We start from the raw sequence: 22647 nt of genomic DNA, 5'->3' as shown, positions 1-22647 counted from the left end.
GGCTGTTCTAGGTTTGGGGGCTTTTAACGGGTGAAGCGTCCGCCTGCGGGTCATTAATACTTATAATCCAGCGTCACTACCAAGTTGCGGGGTGCGCCATACCCTACGGTGTCAAAATCGCCCTTCTGCAACGCGTACTTCTTGTCGAGCACGTTGTTGACATTGACTGCCGCGGTGATCTGCTTCGTGATGGCGTAGCGCCCCAACAGTGATACCAAGGCATAAGAATCCTGCTCCCCGCCTAGGGTGCTTATTCCGGTGCCGGGAGACTGATAGAAGCGACTTTGCCATTTGACGCCTCCGCCCAGCGTCAACTTGCTCCATGCTTCAGGCAACTGGTAGGTAGTGAAAAGCTGGGCCGTGGTGCGCGGTATTTGCGAATTCAAGCGCACGCCATCGCCATCCTGCGCCGTGAAGTGGGCGATACCTGTGTAGATGTTCCAGCCACGCGCCAGCTCGCCCTGCAAGTCCAGCTCGATCCCACGCGACTTTGTCCCATCCGAACCCATATAGGCCTGGGCCCCCGCTGGCGTATAGGTTCCTGCGATCATCTGTGCAGCGTTGTCCAGCTCGGTATGGAACAAGGCCACCGACGCATTCAGACGCCCGTCCAGGTAAGCGCCTTTGAGCCCGATTTCCTTGGTTTTTCCCTTTGACGGCGTGAGCACGTTGCCCTTGCTGTCGCGATAGTCGGTTTGCGGATTGAAGATGCCCGTGTAGCTCACGTAGGCCGAATAGGTGGTGTCGATCTCGTAGATCAAGCCGGCGTATGGGGTGAATTCACTGCTCTTTTTGTAGTGCAATGATGAGCCGCCGGCGGCGTCGTCAATTTCATAGTTACTGAACCGGCCGCCGACAATGAGTTTCAGAGGCTCAGCCAGCGAAAAACGGGCTGCGCTATAGACGCCGCTCTGTTTGATTTGGGTGCGGGTCGGTATCGACGCCATGGCATCGAAGTCAGGGCGAGGATAGGCTGGGCTCAATTCATAGACATTGACCGGCGCAAAGCCTAGAGAGAACGGAGCGGCATTCTGGCCGGCCGTGCGGCGCGAGCTCGTGGCCCCCACCACCAGGTCGTGCTGGCGGCCCAGCAGTTCGAAGGGGCCGCTCGCCATCACGTCGACGGTGTTCTGCCGGCTGCGACCTCCGAACGCCAGTGCTACCGGATAAGCCCCGTTGGGAAAGGACCCCAGTCCCGTGGCGCGGTCAGGGCGACCGATCAGACCGAGTAGTTCGGCATCGTATTGCGTGCGGTATTGGTTAGCGACGGCGCGGAGGTTCCAGCCGTTGTCGAAGCGGTGCTCGATCTCGGCAAACGCCGTCTTGAGAGTGTTATCCCAATGGCTCCAGTTCTGCGCGTAGTTCTTGGAGCGTGAATACTGCGCCTGCGTGCCGTCGCTGAACCACAGAGGCATGCCTCCCCAAGTGGAGCCCTTCGGCGTGATGTTCTGATAGTCATAGCCCAGACTCACCGTCGTATCGGGTGTCAGATCTGCCTCAATGATGCCGTAGAACGCCTGTCTCTGCGGCTTGTAGCCATCAATGTACGAGTTTCCCTCCTGGGACGTCCCGACCATGCGGGCGCGGATGCGGCCGTCCTCGGTCAATGGAGTCGATACGTCGGCCATTTCTCGGTGGGTATCCCAGCTCCCCGCACCGAGTGACGCGGACGCCGAGAATTCGCGGGTCGGTCGTTTGCGCACCAGGTTGACGGCGGCCGAGGGATTGCCCGTACCGGTCAGCAAGCCGGAAGCGCCGCGCACGACCTCGACACGATCATAGAACGCGGTATCGAGGGAGCTGATGCCGCTCCCGTTGACGATGTCGCCGACGACGGTGGGTATGCCGTCGTACTGAACGTTGTTGATCAAGAAACCACGCGAGTAGAAACTCGTCCGGTCGCTGTCGGACTGGTAAGACGAGACGCCCGTGGTGTTGTTCAGCACGTCCTGTACCGAATTCAATTGCTGGTCGTCCATGCGCTGGCGGGTGATTACCGTCATCGACTGTGGTGTTTCCCGCAGCGACAGCGGCAGGTGGGTCGCCGCCGCTGTCTCGCCTGTGGTGTAGGAGCCGGTACCTTCGGTGGTCGTCGTATCCATGCGGCCCGTTACGCTGATGGCCGGCAAGGCTATCTCCTCTTGAGGCTTCCCCCCGACCTTGCTTTGAATCTGCCCTGGATCGGCGGCGAATGCGCCCTGCGCGCTGATGAGAACTGCCGCTGCAACTGCCGAGCCCAGCACAGTGCGGGGCGTGCTCCTGATTGCGCCTGTGGACGGCCCATTCAGATGGGTATAACCGCCGGGCTCTGCGCGCATGTCAATTGGCCAACGGGACTTCCCAGCAGTTGTGATGACAAACATCAATAATACTCATTTGTATTTAGATGTTGTATTTAACAATAGAGACAGAGGGGCGCGATGGCGAAACCAGGCCAGATTGTTATTCATTCAGGCCAAGCGTGAGGCTATTGTGGCGCGCGCGTGGTTTTTATTGAAAACCCGGCGTTGCATGTACACCAGCAGTCGCTGGCATTGAAGGAAGACTCTGCTCATGAGGCGTCAGTCTTAACCCTCGCTAGGGGGGGGCTAAATGTCGGCAACTTCGCAAGGAAGAATCACAGGGGATGGACGGCAGTCGATGGCCCCAGCCAAGGTAGTTTGATCTGTCAGAGTGATACTTCATTGGGAAGCATGATGCTGGGCACGCAGGCAAGCTCCGCGCCTCTGATGCGATCCGATAGGTATCGTGCCGGAGGCTTGCCCACTGCCTTGCGGAACATGGTCACGAACCCGCTGGCGTTTTCGTACCCCAGCTCTAATGCCACCGTTTGCACACTTTCACCCTTGGTCAAACGTTGCAACGCAAGGATCACGTGCATCTGCCGACGCCAGCGCCCAAAGCTCATTCCAATTTCATGCAGCAAAAGACGGCTCATGCTTCGCTCGCTCATACCAATTCGAGTAGCCCAATCGGCCTTCGAGGTCTTGTCCGTGGGGTCGGCCAGCATCATTTCTACGAGGTGGCGCAATCGCGGATCAATCGGCATGGGCAGATGCAAGTCTTCCACCGGTGCTGCCACCAACTCATCGAGCAATGCGGCAATCAACCGGTCCTCTCGTCCACCCTGCGCGTATAACTCAGGAAAACCGGCCACCTTCAGGATCAACTCACGTAGCAATGGCGACACCGAAATCGTACAGCAGGTTTTCGGAAGTTGCGGTGCGGCATCTGGCTCAACGAACAGGCAATAGCATTCCGTTTCCCCCGACCCCTGCGCCGCGTGCGGTAAGCCTCCCGGTATCCATACGGCGCACTGCGGCGGGACAATCCAGACACCGTCGTCAATTTCGCAATTGAGAATGCCGCGCAGGGAGTAAATCAGCTGCGCCTTGCGGTGTTGATGCTTCGCATTTTCCCAGTCCTTTGTCACCGATGTGGCACTCAAGGCGACAACGGGCCGCGAGACGCTGTCGACGTCCCAAGAGATAGTCGGATCGTTGATTGCAATGCTAGACATATTGTCTTGTAGAGCCTCTGATGAGGGATGAGGCGTTGGCCTATTCGGAAAATAATATGGCCAACTTGCTCAATAACGTCTAGCTATTCTTTCCGCTCGATACCTGAACTCTCCCGAGAAGGGAGAGGCCAATTTTCTTGACGACGGGCAACCCGTTTCAATGTGCTTGCGACCCTGGATCTTCTTCAGCCAATGCCTGAGTCAAACAGAGGACTCACAGTAGCAAACTCCTCCTGAGCGCTATCGAATGGGTCCAATTGGCAAGCCTCCAGAGTTCTACATCGGCAAAACGAATCTTGAGTTTGGAAGACAAGGCTCAAGCGCTTCAGCTCATGGAGACTGATCGAAGGATAATGAGAACCGGTGTAGCCGAGCAGATTGAAGAACGGGTTATCGGGCAAAGGTCTTCTGAGCGGATCGTCCCTTGCGCGATGTTCTGGCACTGGGGAGACTGTCCGGCTCCCGCGTCCGTCCGATGGAGATGAGGGCACCTGATCTAGCGGAGGGGGGGGATCCAGTTGGCATGGCTTAATGGACATGATCCGTCTTCACAGGCATGGTGCCCGTTTGCAAGCTACAGGCTTTATTGATGAATAGTACGGAACAAGCTTTTTTTACTACCCATACGCTATCTGCTTCCAGATATGCATTCTTCCTGGCGGGATGTGGTATGGGCGCATGGGCACCTTTGGTTCCATTTGCCAAGGAAAGGGCGCAGATAGGTGAGGCGGAACTTGGTCTGCTACTCCTGGGCCTTGGGACCGGAGCAATGTGCATGATGCCGTTTGTTGCCCGTTTAGCGAATCGAATTGGCTGCAGAAGTACTGTCTATCTTGCAAGCGCTTTCACCGCTGCTGGGTTGGTTGGCCTGGCAACTGCCACTTCATATTGGGTGCTCTTGGCTTTTTTGCTTCTGTTTGGGGCCGCCATCGCTACAGCCGATGTAAACATGAACCTTCAAGGCTCGCTTGTTGAGCGCCACCACGGCAAGCAGATGATGTCTGGCTTTCATGGGCTATTCAGCGTCGGAAATATTTTCAGCGCGGGCACGATAAGCTTGCTGCTCTGGCTCGGCCTCAATCCCGTACAGTCAATCTTTATATTGGCTCTCGGATTGGGCGTGGCGCTCTTGTCTTTTGGTCGTCACATGCTCCCGTTCGCGGAGCTGGAGGGAGCGCCAGCCAAAATGAAGCCAACCAAACTGGTGTTGCTACTGGGAGCGCTGTGCTTCATCGCTTTTCTGGTTGAAGGTTCAATGCTCGACTGGAGTGCCGTCTATCTGACTTCGAACCGGGACATGGAGCCTAATATTGCGGGCATCGGTTACGCCGCGTTTTCCGTGACCATGGCAGTAGGGAGACTGTTAGGCGATTGGATCGTAAGCAAGATCGGATCGCGAGCAGTGCTACTGCTAGGAAGTGTATTGGCAATGGGCGGCATGGCGTTGGCGGTGGGCATCGACCATTGGATAGTTTCGGTTTTGGGGTTCGTACTCGTCGGATTAGGGATCTCGAATCTCGTTCCGATATTTTGCTCCAAGGCCGGGCATCAGACTGTTATGCCCGTCGCTCAAGCTCTGGCAATCATCAATGCGATCGGCTACCTGGGCATACTGATGGGGCCGGCTGCGATTGGATTTATCGCTCATGCTACGTCCCTAAGCTTCTCTTTGCTCTTCACCTCTGCGTCACTGATCCTCGTCCTCTGCAGCGCCAAGATCGCATCATACAAATAGCGTTGGGCCTGGCAGGTGATCGCCATCTCGGGGCAGAGGTGGCGATTACCTTTTATCTTCCTGGAAACTACCCTGTTGCCGCGCTGGAGGGGCGGAGATTCTCTCGTCCTGCGACTTTCCCACGCCATAAGCGCCCATCGTAGAAACAGCACTCGATCCTTGGTGACGGAATATCCAGCGAGCATCTTCCTCACTGGCGTACTCGGCGCCTTCACTTGTTTTATACCACTTCGCTACAAGGATATATGGATGTTTACGTACCGTAAGCGTCTGCCGAAATCACCTGCATGGCTCAGGCAAATACGCCCAAAAGGATAGATTGAGATCTCGCTCCACCTCGATAATGGGTGAACGGTAAGTCTACAAAAAGGATCTGCAAATGGTCATTGGCAAGGCAATGCTTGTTGATCGCCCTCGTAGAGATTTGAGGCTCCGAGTTCACTCACCAGCCAAGGCGTTCATGATTGCCAATGCCTTCTCACTAAATTATTCTAGGTTTTTCTGGGTACCGCTGACATACAGTTCTTGGTAAGGCATTCGGTATAAATGTCTTCCTTGGGGACAGCTATGTCATACCGAACCTTTTGGCCTATCGCGCTTTTACTGGTCACAGCTGTCTGGGGCTGGAGCTTTGTAGCTAAGCACGAAACGTTGGCAATCATGGCTCCATCCACGCTGAACGCATGGATGTTTACCTTAGCGGCTTTAGCGCTCCTTCCATTTTCAATCCGCTCATTTCGACATCTGAAGCCGCGTGACTGGGCGAATGCGGTATTTGCCGGAATAGTCCTCTTTGCCGCGTTCTCACTGCAGACTTCAGGGACGGCCCTCACAACGCCTTCCAATGCCGGGTTCATCACAGGCTTGTGCACAGTTTTCACTCCATTGTTTGTTTATCTCATGGGCAGAGGACGCCCAAGTCCTAAACAGGCTGCAGGAACAGTGATTGCCGTATTTGGGCTCGGCTTACTCAGCCTTGACGGATTCGCGCTGCACTACGGTGATCTACTGATTTTGGGATGTGCGGCATGCTTCGCATTACACATCGTGATTGTCTCAACGTTCACAACACCTGCCATTTCCATGGCATCAACTTCAATCCAGCTAGGGCTGGTTGGCTCGCTTTCTTTGATATGGAGCTTGGCCGGTAACCAGTTTTCTTTCCCCAGCGCGCTCCCTACGACAGTTACCATCCTTTCGCTGGCGCTGTTCGCTACGGCCTTGGCTTATGCCATTCAAAATCGCGCTCAGGCTGTGCTTGCCCCTGAAAAGGTCGCCCTAATACTTATTTGCGAACCTGTGTTTAGTGGGGTTTTTGGTTATCTTCTCGCCGGAGATCGTTTGCCCCCTGAAAGACTTGTTGGGGCGGCGCTAATCCTTCTGGGCATTGCCGTCACGGAGCTTAGAATCGCGCGTACGGAAGAGAGCGCAAACCGTCCTGCAGAACGGTGCGCAGATGGCTTGCGATCGGAGGCAAGTGGGACGCACAACCCGGCCAGACGAACCTCAGAGTTCACATAGAACCGCAAGTCGCGAAGCAGCCTCTCATGCTTACCGGAGGCAACCGCGATGACACGTGCACCTTTCGCCTTTGGCTTGCCCGCTGGCGAAAAGTACTGCCATACCCTGAACCGGATTTGCTCCGTTGGGTTTTGTCGACATGCACAACATCGTCCTGTATCGAGACGTACCCAGCATGCAGGCCAAGCCGGTGATGAGCTGGCTAGGCCGCGTGATCTCTCGGTTGGGGCTGTAATCGCCTTTGAAATTTCAATTATTGAGTACACATGATGCAGTTCAGCGAAAGTAGCGATATAACGCTGGTGGTCACCAGTTGCGGACGGTTCGACCTGTTGAAGCGCACGCTTGAAACGTTTGACCAGTTCAACTCTGCACCGATTCGCGCCGTGCTGATTACCGAAGACTCCGGGGATGCCCAGGTTGAAGCTTGCATCCCCGAGCACTGGCGCCCGTTCACCCGCTTCATCATCAACAACCCCAAATTGGGGCAGATGCGTTCAGTGGATGCCGCTTATGCGCTGATCCAGACATCCTGGGTATTCCACTGCGAGGACGACTGGGATTTCTACCGCCCAGGCTTCGTCGAAGAGTCAATGACTCTGCTGGAAAACGACCCTCAGGCTTTGCAAGTCTGGCTGCGCAGCTACAACCATGATCTTCGGGTACACAGCCCTTACCTGTACCTCAATGCCCGGGAGGTGGTGCAGGGCATCGCCTTCTACAAGCTGGGCTCGCACAAGCCCGAGTGGCAGGGTTTTTCATTCAATCCTGGCCTGCGGCGCCTGGCTGACTATAAAGAACATGCCCCCTATGCCGCACACAGCGGCGAAAAGAAGCTGGCGGGCATTTATGCAGAGCAAAACCGTTACGCGTTGATTCTGGAAAACGACGCGGTCTTGCACACCGGCTTCTCCAACCACGTCGAGCTCCCTCAGGAACGCGTTAACAAGCAGCGGCGTAAGCTTCGTGATCGCATTAAATTGCTCGTGGTAATGGTTGTCGGGGTAATCATAGGTTGGGCATTCAGTAATGTTGGCTGACCATCCTGACCGGATTCTCCGCAAGGTGAATTCCCCACTCGCGGCGAGCGACTTCGATCACGCACTGCAACAAAGCCAGCTCACGCTTCACCCTATTGCCCTTGCGGATCTTCAGGCGCTCGTCACGGTAGCGGGCGAAATCTGAAGAGGTGAGGGTGGCAACGATGCTTGCCGCCAGCGGATGACGCTATAGCGCTTCCAGGTGTTTTATTTCCGAATACGCGCCTTTTTGCTTCGGAGCAATCTCGGAGATGTAGCGATCAATGAGTTGATGAAAGGCGGTGCGTTCAGCCTCGACTTGAGAGACAAAGATGCCTCGGTCGATTTCGCTTTCGATCATGCGTGTCCAGGCTTGGGCATCGGATTTGGTTTCGAAGGTTTTGCGCTGGGCTGGATAGCCCTTACTAGGGATCTGCGTTTCCTACTGTCCTTAGGTAACGGCTGGGCCGCGATCCCTGATTGTTGCCATTTCGACCATTCCCGGCACGCTTGAGAGTGTGGGATTTGTGGCAAAAACGACTTTCAGGGCTAGGACATGCGGGTTTCCGAAGTTCTTCGTAGACTGTCCGCTGTCCAAGACACATCTAGATTTCAATAGTGTGCCCAAGCGTGAATCACTGAAATAAAACGAAACCGCCGCAGAGTGCGTGTGCAGTCTGCGGCGGCTCTTTCCTACACAGCTTGGGGCGCTAAATCAGCTTTGCCCTTGCTTCGGATCCTCCGCGTGAGCCCAACGATAATCCAGACGCGGCGCGAACACTTTGATCCGACGCTTGATCTTGATCAGAATCGGGTCGTGCACCGGCTCCGGATCTTTCAGGAATGCGGTCAGTACAGCACTCAGTGCGTACAACCCGCAGAACGCCCAGACCACGCCTTCAATGCCGTAACTTTCATTGAAGATCGCAACAACAGCCGGGCCAACCCACGTCGACGCGCCTGCACCCAGGCTCAACACCGACAAGGCAGCCGCTTTGTTGTTCGGTGCCAAAGCAGGGGCCAACGCCGATAGCGGCACGAAGCACGCCAGGGTCAGGCCGTAGAAGGCGCCGAAGATCGAGGCGATCAGGAAGTCGTTTGGAAACGCCTGCGGCATGAAGAAGAACAGCGGCGTGCTGATCGTGCTACCCACTGCGCCAAACCACAGGATCGTGTTGCGATAACCGATCTTGGTGCTGATGACGCTGGAGCCCAGGTTGCCGATGATGTTGAACACAAAAACGATGGTCAGCAGGCGCAGCCATTCTTCCAGAGTGAAGCCGACGGTGTCCATGAAGAACCCTGGCATGACCACCAGAAAGCCAAACATCGACGAGGTGTTGATGATGCGGACGATACCGGCCAACGACACTTTAGGACGGGTCCACATGATGGTGATGTTCTTGGCCATCGACACCAGCGGACGCTCGCCTTCCGGTGCCAGTCGCCGCATGCCATGAGCTTCGCGCATCCCGACCAGACCAATCACACCACCGATGACCACCAGGGCGAAGGACAGCCAGAAGGTCTGCATTGCGCCGATCAGCGGAATAGCGATGCTCGCCACCAGCGAGCCCAGCATTGGCAGGCCCGCGGCGTAAGCCACCCAGAACCAGCCCACGGCCATGCCCATCTTGCGGGACGGCGTGGAAGCCGCGATCCAGACCAGGAAACCATAGGCGAAGAGCGGATAACCGAAACCGCGCAAACCATAGGTCAGCAGAATCATGGAGTAGCTCAATTCCTGCAGGCCGTAGACCAGGAAGAGCACTTCGAACACGCTCCAGATCATCAATCCCAGGAACATCACCCGTTTCGGGCCCCAGATATTGGAGAGCGCGCCGGCGAGCCACGATGAAATACCTACCGTGACGCCGTAAATGGTGAAGATCATGGCGATCTCGTCGCCGGGCATGCCGCGTTCACTGAGGAAGGGCGAGAGGTATCCGAGTTCTACGCCATCGCCGATCATGAAGATCAACAGGCCGACAAAACCCCAGAACATGGGATAGGGAATACCAACTTTTTCGCAGAATCTAACGAGTGGAGTGTTCGGAGTGGATTGATTGCTCAATTTTCCGGTCCTTTTTGATGCACGACGTTTGGGCGCGCCGTATGAATGGCCTCGATGAGGTTGAAAGGCAGACTGGATAGCACAGGCATCCGCTTCGGGCAGCGAGCAAAACTGGCTTGATTATTTGACGCGCGGGGTCAGACATTGGAGCAGCTATCGTCGACCCATTCATCTATGTTTTTCTAGATTTTAGAGCCCGAAGCCAGCCTTTTATGCCAGATGAAACGATTCATCACAACCGCAAGCCATTTTTTAGGGTGCGACAACGTGCCCGGTTGTATTGTCTGAGAGGTTCGGATTCAGGGGGATGAGGTGTTTCGAATTGTGTATGAAAATAAATACAACTTTTTCCGAATGATTACTCTTTTCCTAGCCATGATCGTTGATTAGCATCCGATAACTCGGAGTCAAAACGGAATGCACCGATTATGCCTGGTAGGTCCAAACTAATACCCGGCTTCGCCCTGTGATCATATGCACTGTGCTCACCTGAGCAGCGGTGCTGGCGGTGCCATCGGGCGAGCATCTTCTCGCCGATGACGTGCGGAGCGCACATAACGATCTCATCCAGCACCAAAAGCCAGAAACAACGAAGCCCGCACAAGGCCGGCTTTCGGAGTTCTTCGTAGACTGTCCATTATTCAGGACATGTCCATATTTCAATATCCAGGCGTCGTTTGAACTGGAGGCTGTAAGCCGGATTCTTTGGGTCTACCAGTCTTCGGTTTTCGTAGGCATACACGTGGGCATACAAGGTCCCGGCTACTGGTCGTGCTCGCGGTCTACTTTTTGGGCTCATCAGGTGGCTGTTTGACGGTCAGCTCCGTTTGCTGGATCACCGGCCCGAACTGCCATCCAGCTTAATGACCTTTGTTCCGACAAGTAAAAATATGCTTTTATCGTCCGCTAGGATCAGATTGCCGCTTAGCCGCTCGCTTTTATCCGTGATGACCGTATGGATAGGTGCTCGTTTAATCACTCCAAGGTGTGTTGGGTTAAACTGAGCACTTCACACCATTGCGCGAATTTTATGCATCAACTGCCTGAACCCGAAGAGATTACAAAAGCGAAAATTCGGCGGCTGCTGACTACCGGTGCCATTTTTCCTGTAATGAACAACACCAGATGGGCTGAGCTGATCAACGCAATGATTGATGCCCCGCACATGAAGCCAGAGTTCAGATTGCATAGCACTTTAGCTCCAAGCGATTACTGCACAGAATGGGATGGAGAATGGCATTACCACATCCATCCGGTGGCAGAAATTGAGTGGATCGAACTCAGAGCGGATTCCTTCGATTGGCTACTCTCTATGCTAAGAAAGCACAATCTGCCCTTTTCTCTAGAGGATGGAGTGCCACGTGTTTGGGGTTATACCAGACCTGGCATGCAGCCTTTATGGGACTGAGCTCATGAGTTTTCGTATAGCTGGCATTGCCGGACGCATACAGATCCGAGGCTGAAGGAATGGACCTCGGTTCACCATCCGTTTGGGTGAGTTCACCTAGTTCACCAGTTCACTAAGCTGAGGAAACGTCGGCTACTGACGATGCGCGGGTTTCCTACCCCGTATGCAACGGAAGTCCTCAGGGTCCCCCGACTTATGCCGGATTCCATTCGCTGATGGGGCTCACTTCATAGGGGGGCGGGGGCCAGACCCTTCAAACGCGGTGTAATGTAGTGGTCTAATGATTCCGAACACTCATTTAGGCGAGAATATCGCCAGATAGAGGTGTCTGATGACCAAACAACGCCGTACATTCTCTGCTGAATTCAAACGTGAGGCCGCAGCCCTCGTGCTCGATCAGGGCTATAGCCACATTGAGGCCTCCCGCTCGCTAGGGGTGGTCGAGTCTGCGCTGCGTCGCTGGGTGAGCCAGCTCCAGCAGGAGCGCAATGGCGTAACGCCTCAGAGCAAAGCCCTGACGCCCGAGCAGCAGAAAATTCAGGAGCTGGAAGCGCGGATCGCTCGTCTTGAGCGGGAGAAATCCATTTTAAAAATCTGTGGTCACCCCCTTTTTTGCAATGCTGATTCATGGGCGAAGTAGTTGGCTTGCTTAAATCTATCCGGCGTCTATTGGATGATTCACCCCGCGCCATGATGAGAGTCGCGCCTAACGATCCTGAAAAGGCTAACGGCTTCTTGCTGAGCCAATTTTTAAAACAGGTTCTTCGTCAGGCCGATAGGCCGTTTACGTCATCCACTATTCAGCTATCGCAAAACCTGAAAGGTAAGTCGTGGTACAGCAACAACTGCCGAATCATGCGCTCAGGCGCCTGGCCCTGCTTCGTACTGCGTATGGTGCGCGGCTATCGCCCGAGCGATTCGCGCCAGCTTGTTAGCCAAGGCACAGGCCACAACATTGGAGTGGCGTCGACTAAGCAATGACCGAACCCAGTCGGCCAAGGCTCCTTTCTGGTGATCGAGTCTCTGCATGTAGACCCTGGAACATTGCACGAGCAACTGTCGAAGGTGCTTGTCGCCGCGTTTACTGATCCCCAGTAAGTTGGCCTTGCCGCCGGTGCTGTATTGCTTGGGTACCAACCCCACTGATGCGGCAAAGTCCCGGCTGCATCGATACTGCTTACCATCTCCCATCTCCACAGCTAGCAGGCTGGCGGTGATCGGGCCTACACATGGAATGCTCAGCAAACGGCTACCCAGATCATCATCGGCCACTTGGCATGCCAGCTCTTTATCCATTGCCTTGATTTGCTCATCCAGATAGATGAGGTGATTGTGCAAACGCTGCAGCAGCACCGTCAGACGAACGGGAAGTTCATGCTCAGCCAAAACAACCGCCAGACGCTTCATGATGGCCAAACCTCTGGGCAGGCTGACGCCAAATTCCAATAGAAAACCGTGCATCTGATTAGCGGTTCTGGTGCGATCACGCACCAACGATTCGCGCATCCGATGGAGTACAGAAAGGGTTTGCTGGGATTCAGTCTTGGGCGTAACGAAACGCATCGAAGGACGAGAAGCGGCTTCGCAAATCGCCTCAGCGTCGACAAAGTCGTTTTTGTTGCCCTTGACGAAGGGCTTAACGAACTGCGGGGAAATCAGCTTGGCCGTGTGTCCAATTGCCGCCAACTGACGAGCAACACAGTGCGACCCAGCACAGGCCTCCATTGCCACGACACAGCTCTGCGAGCTGGCGAAAAATTGCATCATTTGCGCCCGTGAACATTTTTTGCGAAATACCTCCCGGCCTGACTTATCCTGGCCGTGCAGATGGAATGTATGTTTACCGAGATCAATACCTATCAGCGCTGGCTCGCTCATGATGATGTCCTCCGAAAATAAAGCACCCTGCTAAAGCTTAGCCCTCTGAGGGTGTGGGGGTGACCATCTCATTAGGCTACCGCGCTCTTGATGTCGGAAGAACACGAGCGCTTGCGCTGATCGATCAGCTAGGTGCCCATGAGCCGATCGAATTGCTGTGCGAGGTGTTCGAGACACCTCGCTCGTGCTACTACAACCATTGCCAGCGGCGTCGGGCTCCAGACGCCGAGCGGGTTCGTTTACTCAGCCGAGTCACTGAATTGTTCAGGCAAAGTCGAAGCGCTGCCGGCAGCCGCAGTATCGTGTCGATGATGCAAGAAGATGGCGAGCAAATCGGTCGGTTCAAGGTGCGTGGCCTGATGCGGGAACTGGGATTGATCAGCAAGCAACCGGGCTCGCATGCTTATAAAAAAGCAACAGTGGAGCGACCTGACATTCCGAACATCTTGAATCGAGAGTTCAATGTACCCGCGCCCAATCAGGTCTGGTGTGGCGACATCACCTACATCTGGGCGCAAGGAAAATGGCATTACCTGACGGAGGTTATGGATCTTTATGCGCGTCGGGTGGTGGGCTGGGCGTTTTCAAACAAACCGGACACGGACCAGGTGATCAAGGCGCTGGACATGGCTTATGAGCAACGCCGCAAGCCTCAAGGCCTGCTGTTTCACTCAGATAGGGGCTCCCAATATGGGAGCCGACAGTTTCGCCAGCGGCTTTGGCGATACCGCATGCGCCAGAGCATGAGTCGTCGGGGTAATTGCTACGACAACTCGCCGATGGAACGTGTATTCCGCAGTTTGAAAACTGAGTAGATACCGCCCGTGGGCTACATGACGGCCCAAAAGGCTCAGCGGCATATAAGCCATTATCTTATGCATCGTTATAACTGGATTCGGCCACACCAGTTCAATGATGGACTGGCACCCGCTCAGTACGAGAAAAACCTTAATGTCGTGTCCGGGATCAGTTGACCACTACACACCGGCCTTATCCGTGGTATGTCAGCCCCCCCACCCTCTGGCGTCCAGCATGCGCGCCAAGGCGGGCTTTTCTGTGGGGAGGCATTTAACGAATGTCCCGTTATTGGTACGTCAAAACGCTGCTACGCTCGACGTGGCCTACAGGTATCGATCGGCAGTAATCGCCCCAAACCGGCGGTCACGGTGCCCTGATATGTAAAGATGTTTCAGTCCGCGACCACTACGATGTCTCGGTAAAATATTAAATGCCGTAAGGATGGCTCAGCACATTGCTGGATTATTTGTCTGCGTCCGCCAAGTTTAAGACCTGTCTATATTTATTTCTAGAGGCTAGAACATAATCTGGCAATGTATGTTCTCGCTCGTGAAAGTACTTATCGTTCGTAAGATCTAAAATCGTCCTGATAACACCTGAAAAACCCCACATAGGCAGTTCAGCGTATGCGCCTTCCGCCTCATCTCTTTCCATCTCATTCAATACCGAACTTGTGTATTCAATGTTTTCAACCAGGGTTTTCAGATCAAACCCAGCGCCCCTTATATCCTCTAACAAACTAGGAATATCGTCATCATTGTAGTTTCGTTCGCTAAAATATCTATCGCGCAAAGCAAGCAAACTATCAGAATTCAGCTCACTCAGGTGACTCAAGTCTTGATTGAATCTAGAAAAATCATTTTTGTATTCGATTTTCATGCCTTTGATAGCATCAAACTGCTCATCCGCCAATTCAATCAACGCGCTCAAACGATTAAGTTTTCGACGCAGCTGCGAGGGAACATCTGATACTCTTTTGTATAGCAATTTATGGCTGATGGCAGACCACGTATGCATAAGCATAGTTCTGACCTGGATCTCTGCTCTGAGTCCATCTAAGCCCCTGGCTGAACGATGGGCTAGCCAATCATCCTTTAACGTCACCACATAATGAAAAGATCTGTAGCCAAACTTATTGTCGTCTAATTCGTCCTGCTTATCTTGTTTAGAGACTATATGAAACTCGTCGTCTATTAATCTGCAAACTATATCTATATCAGTTTGATAGTAGCAGATCACTCGAATGCCACAAAGGTCATCGATATTCTCAATCTTAGTGTCGTGTCCTTTTCTCACGATTTTTTCGAGAAGAGATTCTTCGTCCTTAACTCTGGACTCTATTGCAAAGATAGGTACTTTTTTTTGATCAATCATATCTTCCAAGGCTGCTAAAAGATTCACCCTCAGCCGCTCAAGCTTTGGCTTTATTTCTCTATATTGTTGAATCAGTTCCGGCGTGTTAATTTCCGTCATTTTTAACCGTCCTAGAAAAATAATAAAAAAGTAGTTTAAAGTAAATAGGGATCTGGAAGTAAACCATGATCAAGTTTCACTATAGCTTTATTCTCGGATAGATGTTCTTAACACGCCCAGTTCACCGGCAGTTATTATTGATTGTGGATCAGTGGTGCAAAGATCAGAAGAAAGTATAGCTCGCAGAGCTCCCAGTGAGTAACTGAAAAGAAGGGGCATTAGCGAATCACGTGAACCCACCAACCCTCATAGCCATAGGCTTTTGGCCGAACGTAGCCCTTTGGCGGGGCTTTCCCTCTTTTTCAGCGCTCTTTTGTACCACGTAATAATGGCCCAAGATCTTACGCAGTTCACAGCGTCTAGGACGTAGGTACGTAATAAAAAAACCCGCAATTCATTGATCTATAAGTTAAAAGAAACTTCCTTGTAATCAGTCGCTCTCGAGTCATGACGCAGGCCAATTCGCCTCCCATGGTGGTTGACTAGGAGGAAGACCTTCTTGTGGCCAATTACGCTCATCGTGAGCGGCAGCTATCGGCCAAAAGCAGGCAATCGCCGCGTACAAAATGAAGGGCGATTCACAGCGCCCGCATATTGCTTATGTTAGGCGCAGCGACGCTAAGCTCAATGCCCGCCGTGAAGCGTTGAATCAGAGGGTCCAAGGACGAAAAACGAGTATTTTTGCTTGGGCGTAGCTAAAGCTCATCGTTAGAGTGGATGTCCCCGTACTTGTTCACATAGCCAGACGAGAACTCCACTCCATTTTGATTCTTATTCAAACGCGAGAATATCTATACACACCTTTAATATTTTCGGCTAGATAACCTCCAACCGAGTCGGCATTTACCAACCCATTGAAGGCACTTTGTGGTACATCGAAGTATTGGTAAAGCGTACCATTTTTAAACTCCACCTCTAAAGTTTCACTGTCTTCGTCATAGCCTACAGACTCTACGTTTGAAGATGATACCGGGCTTCGTTCCATAATTACTCCTAAGGTTTTATCTTATCAATACGGGGGTTCTGAGCTCGCCATGTTTCTACTAGTTCTTCATAGTTAGGACTGCCCTCCATTTGTATTCCCCATCCACCGGGAGAAAGAGATTCATCGATAGGAAATTCATCGTAAACTATAGGATCTTGGCTATCTGGTCGTCGATTTTTCGGCGGAGCTAGAATAGAGGTCCTCATAGGAAGCTTTACCGCTTCGCCTAAGATAATCGCCTCCCCTGTCCTTAAGATGGGCAGCATACTAGTCAACCCGTCTAGATTGTCTGAAAGTGCAGAGGTGATGTGCGCGCGATCTGTCGAATTAGTCAATCTAAGAGCAAAAAAAGTACCGCACTGAGAGAGAATTGTAGGGTCTATTTCAGACGGACGTTGGCTGACGATCATTGCGCCTATACCGTATTTTCGCCCCTCTTTTACTATTCGTTGTACAATTTTAGAAGCCATGCCCTTGAAACTGTCATTGAGATATATATGCGCTTCCTCCATGACAATTAATAAAGGACGGTGTCTGCCTCCCTGAGATAGGTTTCTTGCCCAAAAAAGAGCTTCATATAGTATCCTTAGTACCGCCCCTATTGTGGTTTGCAATATATCTGGGGGGACACCAGATAAATCTAAGATAGATATCGATTTTCTGCCAATCCAGCTTTCAAGTAATTTGTCTAGATCAGTCACTACTGAACCGTCTGCTTCCGGCATCCAATCGCCGGGACGAAATATAAAGTCATACCTAGGTATTCGAAGTTTTGTTCCGAGCAGCAAAACATTTTTCCCGATGTTCAATGAGCCTGGCAAATAGTTGATTTTCTCCTCGTTTGCCTCAGTAACGATATTCTTGAATATTGGAGGTATCCCAGCAGCGGGATTTCCTCTTAGCTCATTGCCAGCTGGGTCAAGTTCAAAGGCAAGATTATCCATCGGTTTTCCTGTACGGCCTTTGTAGTAAGTTGCAAATGTCTCAATGAAAAGGTCGTACCACAGATGGTGAATACTAAAAGGAATAGGGGAGTCAACACTAACCGAATCAAGGGACGCGCCAGTTCTTGGATATTTAGCAATCGACTCGGCTTTAAGTTTATGAACTCGCTCCATAACAACGTTTTTTTCTTTCTCGTTGCTGAACTCGCCGAAGCTAATTTCGCATAGCTCATCAAAATTTAACGCCCAGAATGGAATTTGCAGCTCGCTTTCTGCGAGTTTAGACGGCTTAAATGAGTTTATTTTGAAGATATCAGCCTTGTCTTTAAGGGCAGAACCATACTCCCCATGTAAGTCGAGCATAATAATTCGCGAAGAAGGATATTTCTCAGTGTCGGACAACGCATTCATAATGCTTGCCACCGTTGTGGACTTACCAGATCCTGTCGTACCAACGATGGCGGAGTGACGAGTGACAAGCTTATTAATGTCAATCAGGGCCGGTATAGATTCAGCGTTTGAGATATGACCTAACTTAACGAAGTATGGTCGATCTGGACGGCCATAAATTGTTTTTAGTTCCTTTTCGGATACTAAATGAACCTCATCCCCAATGGTGGGGTACTGTGATAGACCTCGTTGAAATGAACCATTTCGTTGACCCTCACCGACAAGCTGAATTCTCATCCATCTATTACTTTGATCGTCGATTATATTTTTATTTTCTGGTACAGCGCTTGCACCTACTTGACTGACAATTCCGAATAAATCAGAAAAACCTATGGGTATTCTTACAAAACTACCAATCTGTCCGACCCTATATCCTTGGCCGTCGATATAAATGAAGCCTGTTAATGACTGCTTGGATAATGAAATACTAACCGCCGTCCCATTTACATCTTGGACATCGCCCAAGTAGGTTTCTTTGCTAGCCATTAATTTGCCCCTGATGCTGAGCCGATTATCCTTTTCAAAAAGCTCGTAAATACAGCAAAGTCACCAAGTTTGATAATGTTCTCTGTCTTGCCTGATGTGTCATTAATCTTGGTAGAAGTAATGAATGCTCTGATATCTAGGTCAGTATCGTCGTTTTCAGGAAATAGGGACCACCGCCCTGGGTTCGTGCCAATAATGGCCTTATTGAATGTCCAAATATTTAGATTGTGCTGGTTTTTTGCTAATCGATATGCTTCAGGGTACTTTTCTTTCGCTAAACCGTCAGGAAGTTGATCTTCGAAATTTCCATACATCAGTGCCAGCACCATCGCTGTAGGGTTTGCTTTTAGAGCGTTTATTATGGTGTCATTTAAGTGGCCATCATTAAATGAGTAGCCTGACATTATGAGCAATGACGACTTTTTACGAATAAATCTATTTAGTTGGTCTATGAGTGCAAGATAAGGCATCTTCCGGCTTTCTTCATACTTCAAGTGCGAAGGATAAATCAGGTGGGATGCGTCCTCCTTTATCTCCGAAGATCGATAGACTTTCTTCTGGCCAGATACTTCTTCCTTGTACCAGTTGATTGAGCCGTGAATTTTCCAAAGTCTAGACCAATGAACGGGTATTAGATTATCTTCTAGAGCTCGCAAGTCAAAAAACGATCTACGGGCACCCACGAACCCATCGAAATACTCAACTTCAAGATCCTCAAGTGACTGTTCCATTAGCAAGTCGTAATTCGTAGTAAATATTTCGACGGGGTTTTTTCTGTCTATAGAGCGTATCCATTTACACAGCTGATGATATGGAGTGTCTTGGCTTGGAAGTAATACATCAATTTTTTTAACAATAATCTTGCAGATTTTTTTCTCAAGGTCTAAAAGATTAGCCTCACTTAAACCTCTAACGTCTCCGCCTTTGGATACAGTTAAGAGACTTCTTAAGAAACTTAGTGTATCTTCTATGTTTTCAGAGTTTCGTTCTGCCTTAATCAGCTCAGCCAAAAGAATTTTATATTGAACGTCTTCCACCAACTGGCTGTTAATAAACTTTGTAAGGTTTGCTACGTCAGGAATTAATGGCCATTCATCTGTTGGCATACTTACCGAGAGAGGACATCCCGCAGACAAAAAAAAGCCGATTGATTCATTATCTTGTGACAAAGATTGTCGAAGATATTTTAAATGCCTAATAGGATCATGAAAGCCTTCCATGTAGCCGTTCTCCTCTGACATTAGTGTTTTAGCTGCTCACATTTTCAGAGGGGGGCGTAACGTTGGCTTCCCGCCTGATGATTCCCTGCTTAGGCCAAACGTAGCAGGCAGCTAAAATAGACACAAGCGCTTTCATAGCTGGATGCAATCGACAACGGCCTATAAACTCAGCCATCAATGCGCGAGCGCGCGAACTGATTGACGCATGGGCGACTCGGGAGGTGTCTAAAGCAGGGTACACTCCCTGAAGTTTGAAGAAATCACCTTCGAAGCCACGGCTGTCATTGATATTTTGAACTGATCACGTGCCGCCTCGCCAAAGCCAGCTTATTAAAGCGCCTAGCGTAGGTACACGGCGTCGGGCAGGCCTCAAAAAAATCTCGTCAACAATTACCTCAATGCTCAGTGTGTCACCGATCACCAACTCGTTTAGTAGTTCTGTTGACAGGCGATGCTCATTGACTACTTCTGGCCGAGAGCAGACTGTGACTAGATAGGTAGAGAGCCGCGCATCCTATGGAGCATTATCTTGATGCAATGGGCTAGAAATACTGTGTATTTCCAGTAAAGCGTCTACACCAAAAAGGGCCCGTCTCAGACTGTGTGAAGACCTAGCAATCTGCGCAGCGCTCAAAGAAAATGCTCCGTATCGAAATATACAGAGCATTTTTCGTTATGGCCTACATCCAAGGTGATGTCCCGCAGCCAGACCAGCCTATTCCCGGTCTCGCTGGAAGAGTTGATCCCCGAGGATCACCGCGTTCGTGTCATTGACCTGTACGTTGCCAAGCTCGATCTGGTGCAACTGGGCTTCGATAAAGCGATTCCAAAAAGCACGGGGCGCCCTGCTTATGATCCCGCCGATCAGCTAAAACTCTACCTCTACGGCTATTTTCAGCGGATTCGCTCATCGCGACGTCTTGAAGCCGAGTGTCAGCGCAACATCGAAGTGATGTGGCTGATCAACCGGCTCAAGCCCGACTTCAAGACCATCGCCGATTTTCGCAAGAACAAGAAACCCACCTTCATCGCGACCTGCCGTGGTTTCGTTCGATTTTGTCGCACGGCAGGCTTGATCGCCGGTGAGTTGGTGGCCATCTACGGCAGCAAGTTTCAGGCGGTCGCATCCTCACAGCGTCATGTGAATTTGAAGCAGCTCAAGCGCCAGGAAAAAAAACTGGATAAGCGCATCGCTCAGTATCTGGCCGAGCTGGATGAGGCCGACAAGGCTGAAACCACAGATTCAATTGATCGCAGCGCAATCAAAGCAGCCCTGGCACAGCTTGAGGCTCGACAACAGGATAATCAGAGTTGGCAGGCACTGATGCGTTCGATGGGCATCGAGCAGTTCAATACCCATGAAAGCGATGCCCGAAAGCAACTGGAGCCGATGGCCAAGGCCGCCAAAGCAGAGTTACAGCAAGATGATCTGACGGTCACTGCCGATGCCGGCTACTCCAATGGCAAGCAGTTTCAGGCCTGCGAGGATGCTTCGATTACGGCCTATGTACCGCCCAATCGTTCGAAAAACCCTGGCAGTCAGGAAGAGCAGGTCTTTGAGCGAAAAGATTTTATCTATGAGGCCGGACACGATCGTTTCCAGTGTCCGGCAGGCAAATGGTTAACGCTAAAACAGCACAACAAAGGTGATCGGATCTATCAGGCTGAGGTCGATGACTGCGCCAACTGCGCGCTGAAAACGCAATGCACTCGAGCCCAGCGCCGTTATGTCTCACGACATGCCCATGAAGAGGCTTTCGAGCGGATGGAGCAAAGAATGCAGGCGCATCCTGAGATGATGGCCAACCGAAGATCCATCGTTGAGCACCCCTTCGGCAACCTCAAGCAATGGCTATTTGGTAATGGCCGTTTCTTGCTGCGACAACTGGAGGGGACAAAAGCTGAAATGGCCTTGGCGCTGAATGCCTATAACCTGAAACGAGCGATTAAAGTGCTCGGTGTGCGCTATCTGATGGCTTTGATGGGCTGAGCGGTCATTTTTTCGTATGCTGCCAATACAAAACAAAACGCCCCGAACAAGTCGGGGCGTTTGCTTGTACCTTCATCAATGTGTTTTCACACAGTCTGGTAAAGCCCCTTTTTAAGAGCGGAAGACTCCGCCATTACGGTCAAATTTAACCAACAGATCATGAACTCTGGCTACCTCATCAACAATTGGCTGGATCTCATATCGCTCACCTAACACTTGAAAAATGCCTTCCTTCCAATAGTAAGCCCTGAAGATGTGATGGGGTAAATCCGAGTCTTGAGGCTCAGGAAGAATAAGGCTCGGAAAGATGTATCCGACTATCCCCTCTTGAATATAAAGATCAAGCCGCTCGTCAAAGTGCTCAATCGAATTTCTTAACGCCCTATTCATCAGTGGGCTGTCGTCCTTCACACCAAAGACCCTTGACAGATACTGTCCGCGATCTCTGTGAGTTGTCTTCTTGTCGGTTCCCTTCACACCATCACGCGACGGGGAGAAGTATCGCGATATAGCTCCAGACTGGTTGACGACGTTCTGCAAGCAGTCCAGTAATAAGTCCTTCTGCTCTTGCGGATCAATCTCCCCAACTGAAATGTTCTGGATGATCTCTTCTGCAATGCTGCACGATTGTAAGGCAGAGTTCGTATTGAAGAGCATCGACTGAATATAGAATGCCTCGTGAGACGTCCAAATACTAAATACCTCGTCCTCCATCCCTCATCTCCCTCTATTCATATTAAAAATCTAGCAATTCATATACCGAAGAGTAGTCTGTAGAGGCGACGCAGGGAATAAAAGTCTCCTTTGGGTCGAAAGTTGACTTTCCTCACTGGCTGTTAATGGGCCATAGCACACTATCCGTCCCTTCTAGCCAGCCAGCGCAACATCGCTACTGCCGTTCCGGCCAAAACAAGAATCATGAACACCGCCCCAGCTACGTTCCAGCCAAAGCGCATAGGTTCGATTTCGTAAAGGACGATCTCCTTGATGCGGTGTCCCTTGGGTCCGGTAAACATTTCGATTTGCCCGCTCACCAACGCCAGGTAGAGTCCTCTACTCATACCGCAAGCTCCCACCAAACCGAATACAGCGAGCACCACGGCATAGAAGGGCTGGCGTCTCTTGGGTATCCGGTCGAGGAGAGAC

The 22647-nt window shown here is 51.5% G+C and carries 14 protein-coding genes and 3 pseudogenes; 7 read left to right on the top strand and 10 right to left on the bottom strand.

Translation table 11 applies throughout. From position 1 onward, the window contains the following. Positions 1–53 precede the first annotated feature (53 nt). Together N018_RS24170 and N018_RS24165 are read right to left on the bottom strand one after the other, a co-directional pair. A complete protein-coding gene (locus N018_RS24170; RefSeq protein WP_025390941.1) occupies positions 54–2363 on the bottom strand; it encodes a TonB-dependent siderophore receptor in 2310 nt (769 codons plus the stop codon). A gap of 305 nt (positions 2364–2668) precedes the next feature. Further along, positions 2669–3520, bottom strand: a complete 852-nt coding sequence (locus N018_RS24165) for an AraC family transcriptional regulator (protein WP_025390940.1) — start codon at positions 3518–3520, stop codon at positions 2669–2671. Positions 3521–4109: 589 nt separating this feature from the next. On the opposite strand from N018_RS24165, the gene N018_RS24160 reads away from it, so the two are divergent. The 3 genes from N018_RS24160 (at position 4110) to N018_RS24150 (ending at position 7816) form a co-directional block, all read left to right on the top strand. Continuing rightward, a complete protein-coding gene (locus N018_RS24160; RefSeq protein ID WP_038401914.1) occupies positions 4110–5255 on the top strand; it encodes an MFS transporter in 1146 nt (381 codons plus the stop codon). 567 nt (positions 5256–5822) lie between these two features. Then, positions 5823–6776: a DMT family transporter gene (locus N018_RS24155; protein ID WP_025390938.1), complete on the top strand. Its 954-nt coding sequence runs from the start codon at positions 5823–5825 to the stop codon at positions 6774–6776. A 266-nt stretch (positions 6777–7042) separates the two neighbouring features. Beyond that, entirely contained in the window at positions 7043–7816 is a 774-nt protein-coding gene (locus N018_RS24150; RefSeq protein ID WP_024645069.1) for a glycosyltransferase family 2 protein, read from the top strand. A gap of 187 nt (positions 7817–8003) precedes the next feature. On the opposite strand, the gene N018_RS28240 is transcribed toward N018_RS24150, so the two are convergent. Further along, a complete protein-coding gene (locus N018_RS28240) occupies positions 8004–8156 on the bottom strand; it encodes a hypothetical protein (RefSeq protein ID WP_229631203.1) in 153 nt (50 codons plus the stop codon). 354 nt (positions 8157–8510) lie between these two features. Further along, a complete protein-coding gene (locus N018_RS24140; protein ID WP_025390937.1) occupies positions 8511–9869 on the bottom strand; it encodes an MFS transporter in 1359 nt (452 codons plus the stop codon). 1030 nt (positions 9870–10899) lie between these two features. Here N018_RS24140 and N018_RS24135 point away from each other — a divergent pair. Both N018_RS24135 and N018_RS24130 read left to right on the top strand, forming a co-directional pair. Beyond that, positions 10900–11277: a DUF6678 family protein gene (locus N018_RS24135; RefSeq protein ID WP_025390936.1), complete on the top strand. Its 378-nt coding sequence runs from the start codon at positions 10900–10902 to the stop codon at positions 11275–11277. A 331-nt stretch (positions 11278–11608) separates the two neighbouring features. Beyond that, a pseudogene (locus tag N018_RS24130) lies at positions 11609–11869 on the top strand (transposase); the annotation flags it as partial. A 269-nt stretch (positions 11870–12138) separates the two neighbouring features. On the opposite strand, the gene N018_RS24125 reads toward N018_RS24130, so the two are convergent. Beyond that, positions 12139–13155: an IS110 family transposase gene (locus N018_RS24125; RefSeq protein ID WP_025390934.1), complete on the bottom strand. Its 1017-nt coding sequence runs from the start codon at positions 13153–13155 to the stop codon at positions 12139–12141. A gap of 74 nt (positions 13156–13229) precedes the next feature. Between N018_RS24125 and N018_RS24120 the strand changes: the two are divergent. Beyond that, positions 13230–14129: pseudogene (locus N018_RS24120) on the top strand (IS3 family transposase); the annotation flags it as partial. 286 nt (positions 14130–14415) lie between these two features. On the opposite strand, the gene N018_RS24115 reads toward N018_RS24120, so the two are convergent. The 4 genes from N018_RS24115 to N018_RS24105 form a co-directional block, all read right to left on the bottom strand. Then, entirely contained in the window at positions 14416–15426 is a 1011-nt protein-coding gene (locus tag N018_RS24115; RefSeq protein WP_025390933.1) for a GTP pyrophosphokinase, read from the bottom strand. A 775-nt stretch (positions 15427–16201) separates the two neighbouring features. After that, positions 16202–16411, bottom strand: coding sequence for a KTSC domain-containing protein (locus tag N018_RS27015; protein WP_080274897.1), 210 nt, complete (start codon positions 16409–16411; stop codon positions 16202–16204). Between the two features lie 8 nt (positions 16412–16419). Continuing rightward, the gene (locus tag N018_RS24110; RefSeq protein ID WP_025390932.1) at positions 16420–18291 is read right to left on the bottom strand and encodes an ATP-binding protein; all 1872 of its coding nucleotides are present in this window, start codon (positions 18289–18291) and stop codon (positions 16420–16422) included. Next, positions 18291–19511 (bottom strand): SIR2 family protein, encoded by a 1221-nt coding sequence (locus N018_RS24105; protein ID WP_025390931.1) that lies wholly within the window; start codon positions 19509–19511, stop codon positions 18291–18293. The genes N018_RS24110 and N018_RS24105 overlap by 1 nt, the downstream gene beginning before the upstream one ends. A 675-nt stretch (positions 19512–20186) precedes the next feature. On the opposite strand from N018_RS24105, the pseudogene N018_RS24100 reads away from it, so the two are divergent. Beyond that, positions 20187–21501: pseudogene (locus N018_RS24100) on the top strand (transposase). A gap of 111 nt (positions 21502–21612) precedes the next feature. Here the strand turns inward: N018_RS24100 and N018_RS24095 are convergent. Further along, positions 21613–22215, bottom strand: a complete 603-nt coding sequence (locus tag N018_RS24095; protein ID WP_025390930.1) for a hypothetical protein — start codon at positions 22213–22215, stop codon at positions 21613–21615. Positions 22216–22647: the final 432 nt, after the last annotated feature.

It is taken from the genome of Pseudomonas syringae CC1557 (assembly GCF_000452705.1).
GTDB lineage: Bacteria > Pseudomonadota > Gammaproteobacteria > Pseudomonadales > Pseudomonadaceae > Aquipseudomonas > Aquipseudomonas syringae_F.
Note: the sequence above shows the minus strand (reverse complement) of the source record. Positions and strands in the feature narration are given on the sequence as shown.

Excerpts from the sequence above, each read along its gene's own strand:
- N018_RS24150 (WP_024645069.1), top strand. The coding sequence starts at position 7,043 with ATGATGCAGTTCAGCGAAAGTAGCGATATAACGCTGGTGGTCACCAGT.
- N018_RS24155 (WP_025390938.1), top strand. The coding sequence starts at position 5,823 with ATGTCATACCGAACCTTTTGGCCTATCGCGCTTTTACTGGTCACAGCT.
- N018_RS24135 (WP_025390936.1), top strand. The coding sequence starts at position 10,900 with ATGCATCAACTGCCTGAACCCGAAGAGATTACAAAAGCGAAAATTCGG.
- N018_RS27015 (WP_080274897.1), bottom strand. The coding sequence starts at position 16,411 with ATGGAACGAAGCCCGGTATCATCTTCAAACGTAGAGTCTGTAGGCTAT.
- N018_RS24160 (WP_038401914.1), top strand. The coding sequence starts at position 4,110 with ATGAATAGTACGGAACAAGCTTTTTTTACTACCCATACGCTATCTGCT.
- N018_RS24165 (WP_025390940.1), bottom strand. The coding sequence starts at position 3,520 with ATGTCTAGCATTGCAATCAACGATCCGACTATCTCTTGGGACGTCGAC.
- N018_RS24115 (WP_025390933.1), bottom strand. The coding sequence starts at position 15,426 with ATGACGGAAATTAACACGCCGGAACTGATTCAACAATATAGAGAAATA.
- N018_RS24105 (WP_025390931.1), bottom strand. The coding sequence starts at position 19,511 with ATGGAAGGCTTTCATGATCCTATTAGGCATTTAAAATATCTTCGACAA.
- N018_RS24110 (WP_025390932.1), bottom strand. The coding sequence starts at position 18,291 with ATGGCTAGCAAAGAAACCTACTTGGGCGATGTCCAAGATGTAAATGGG.
- N018_RS28240 (WP_229631203.1), bottom strand. The coding sequence starts at position 8,156 with ATGATCGAAAGCGAAATCGACCGAGGCATCTTTGTCTCTCAAGTCGAG.
- N018_RS24095 (WP_025390930.1), bottom strand. The coding sequence starts at position 22,215 with ATGGAGGACGAGGTATTTAGTATTTGGACGTCTCACGAGGCATTCTAT.
- N018_RS24170 (WP_025390941.1), bottom strand. The coding sequence starts at position 2,363 with ATGTTTGTCATCACAACTGCTGGGAAGTCCCGTTGGCCAATTGACATG.
- N018_RS24125 (WP_025390934.1), bottom strand. The coding sequence starts at position 13,155 with ATGAGCGAGCCAGCGCTGATAGGTATTGATCTCGGTAAACATACATTC.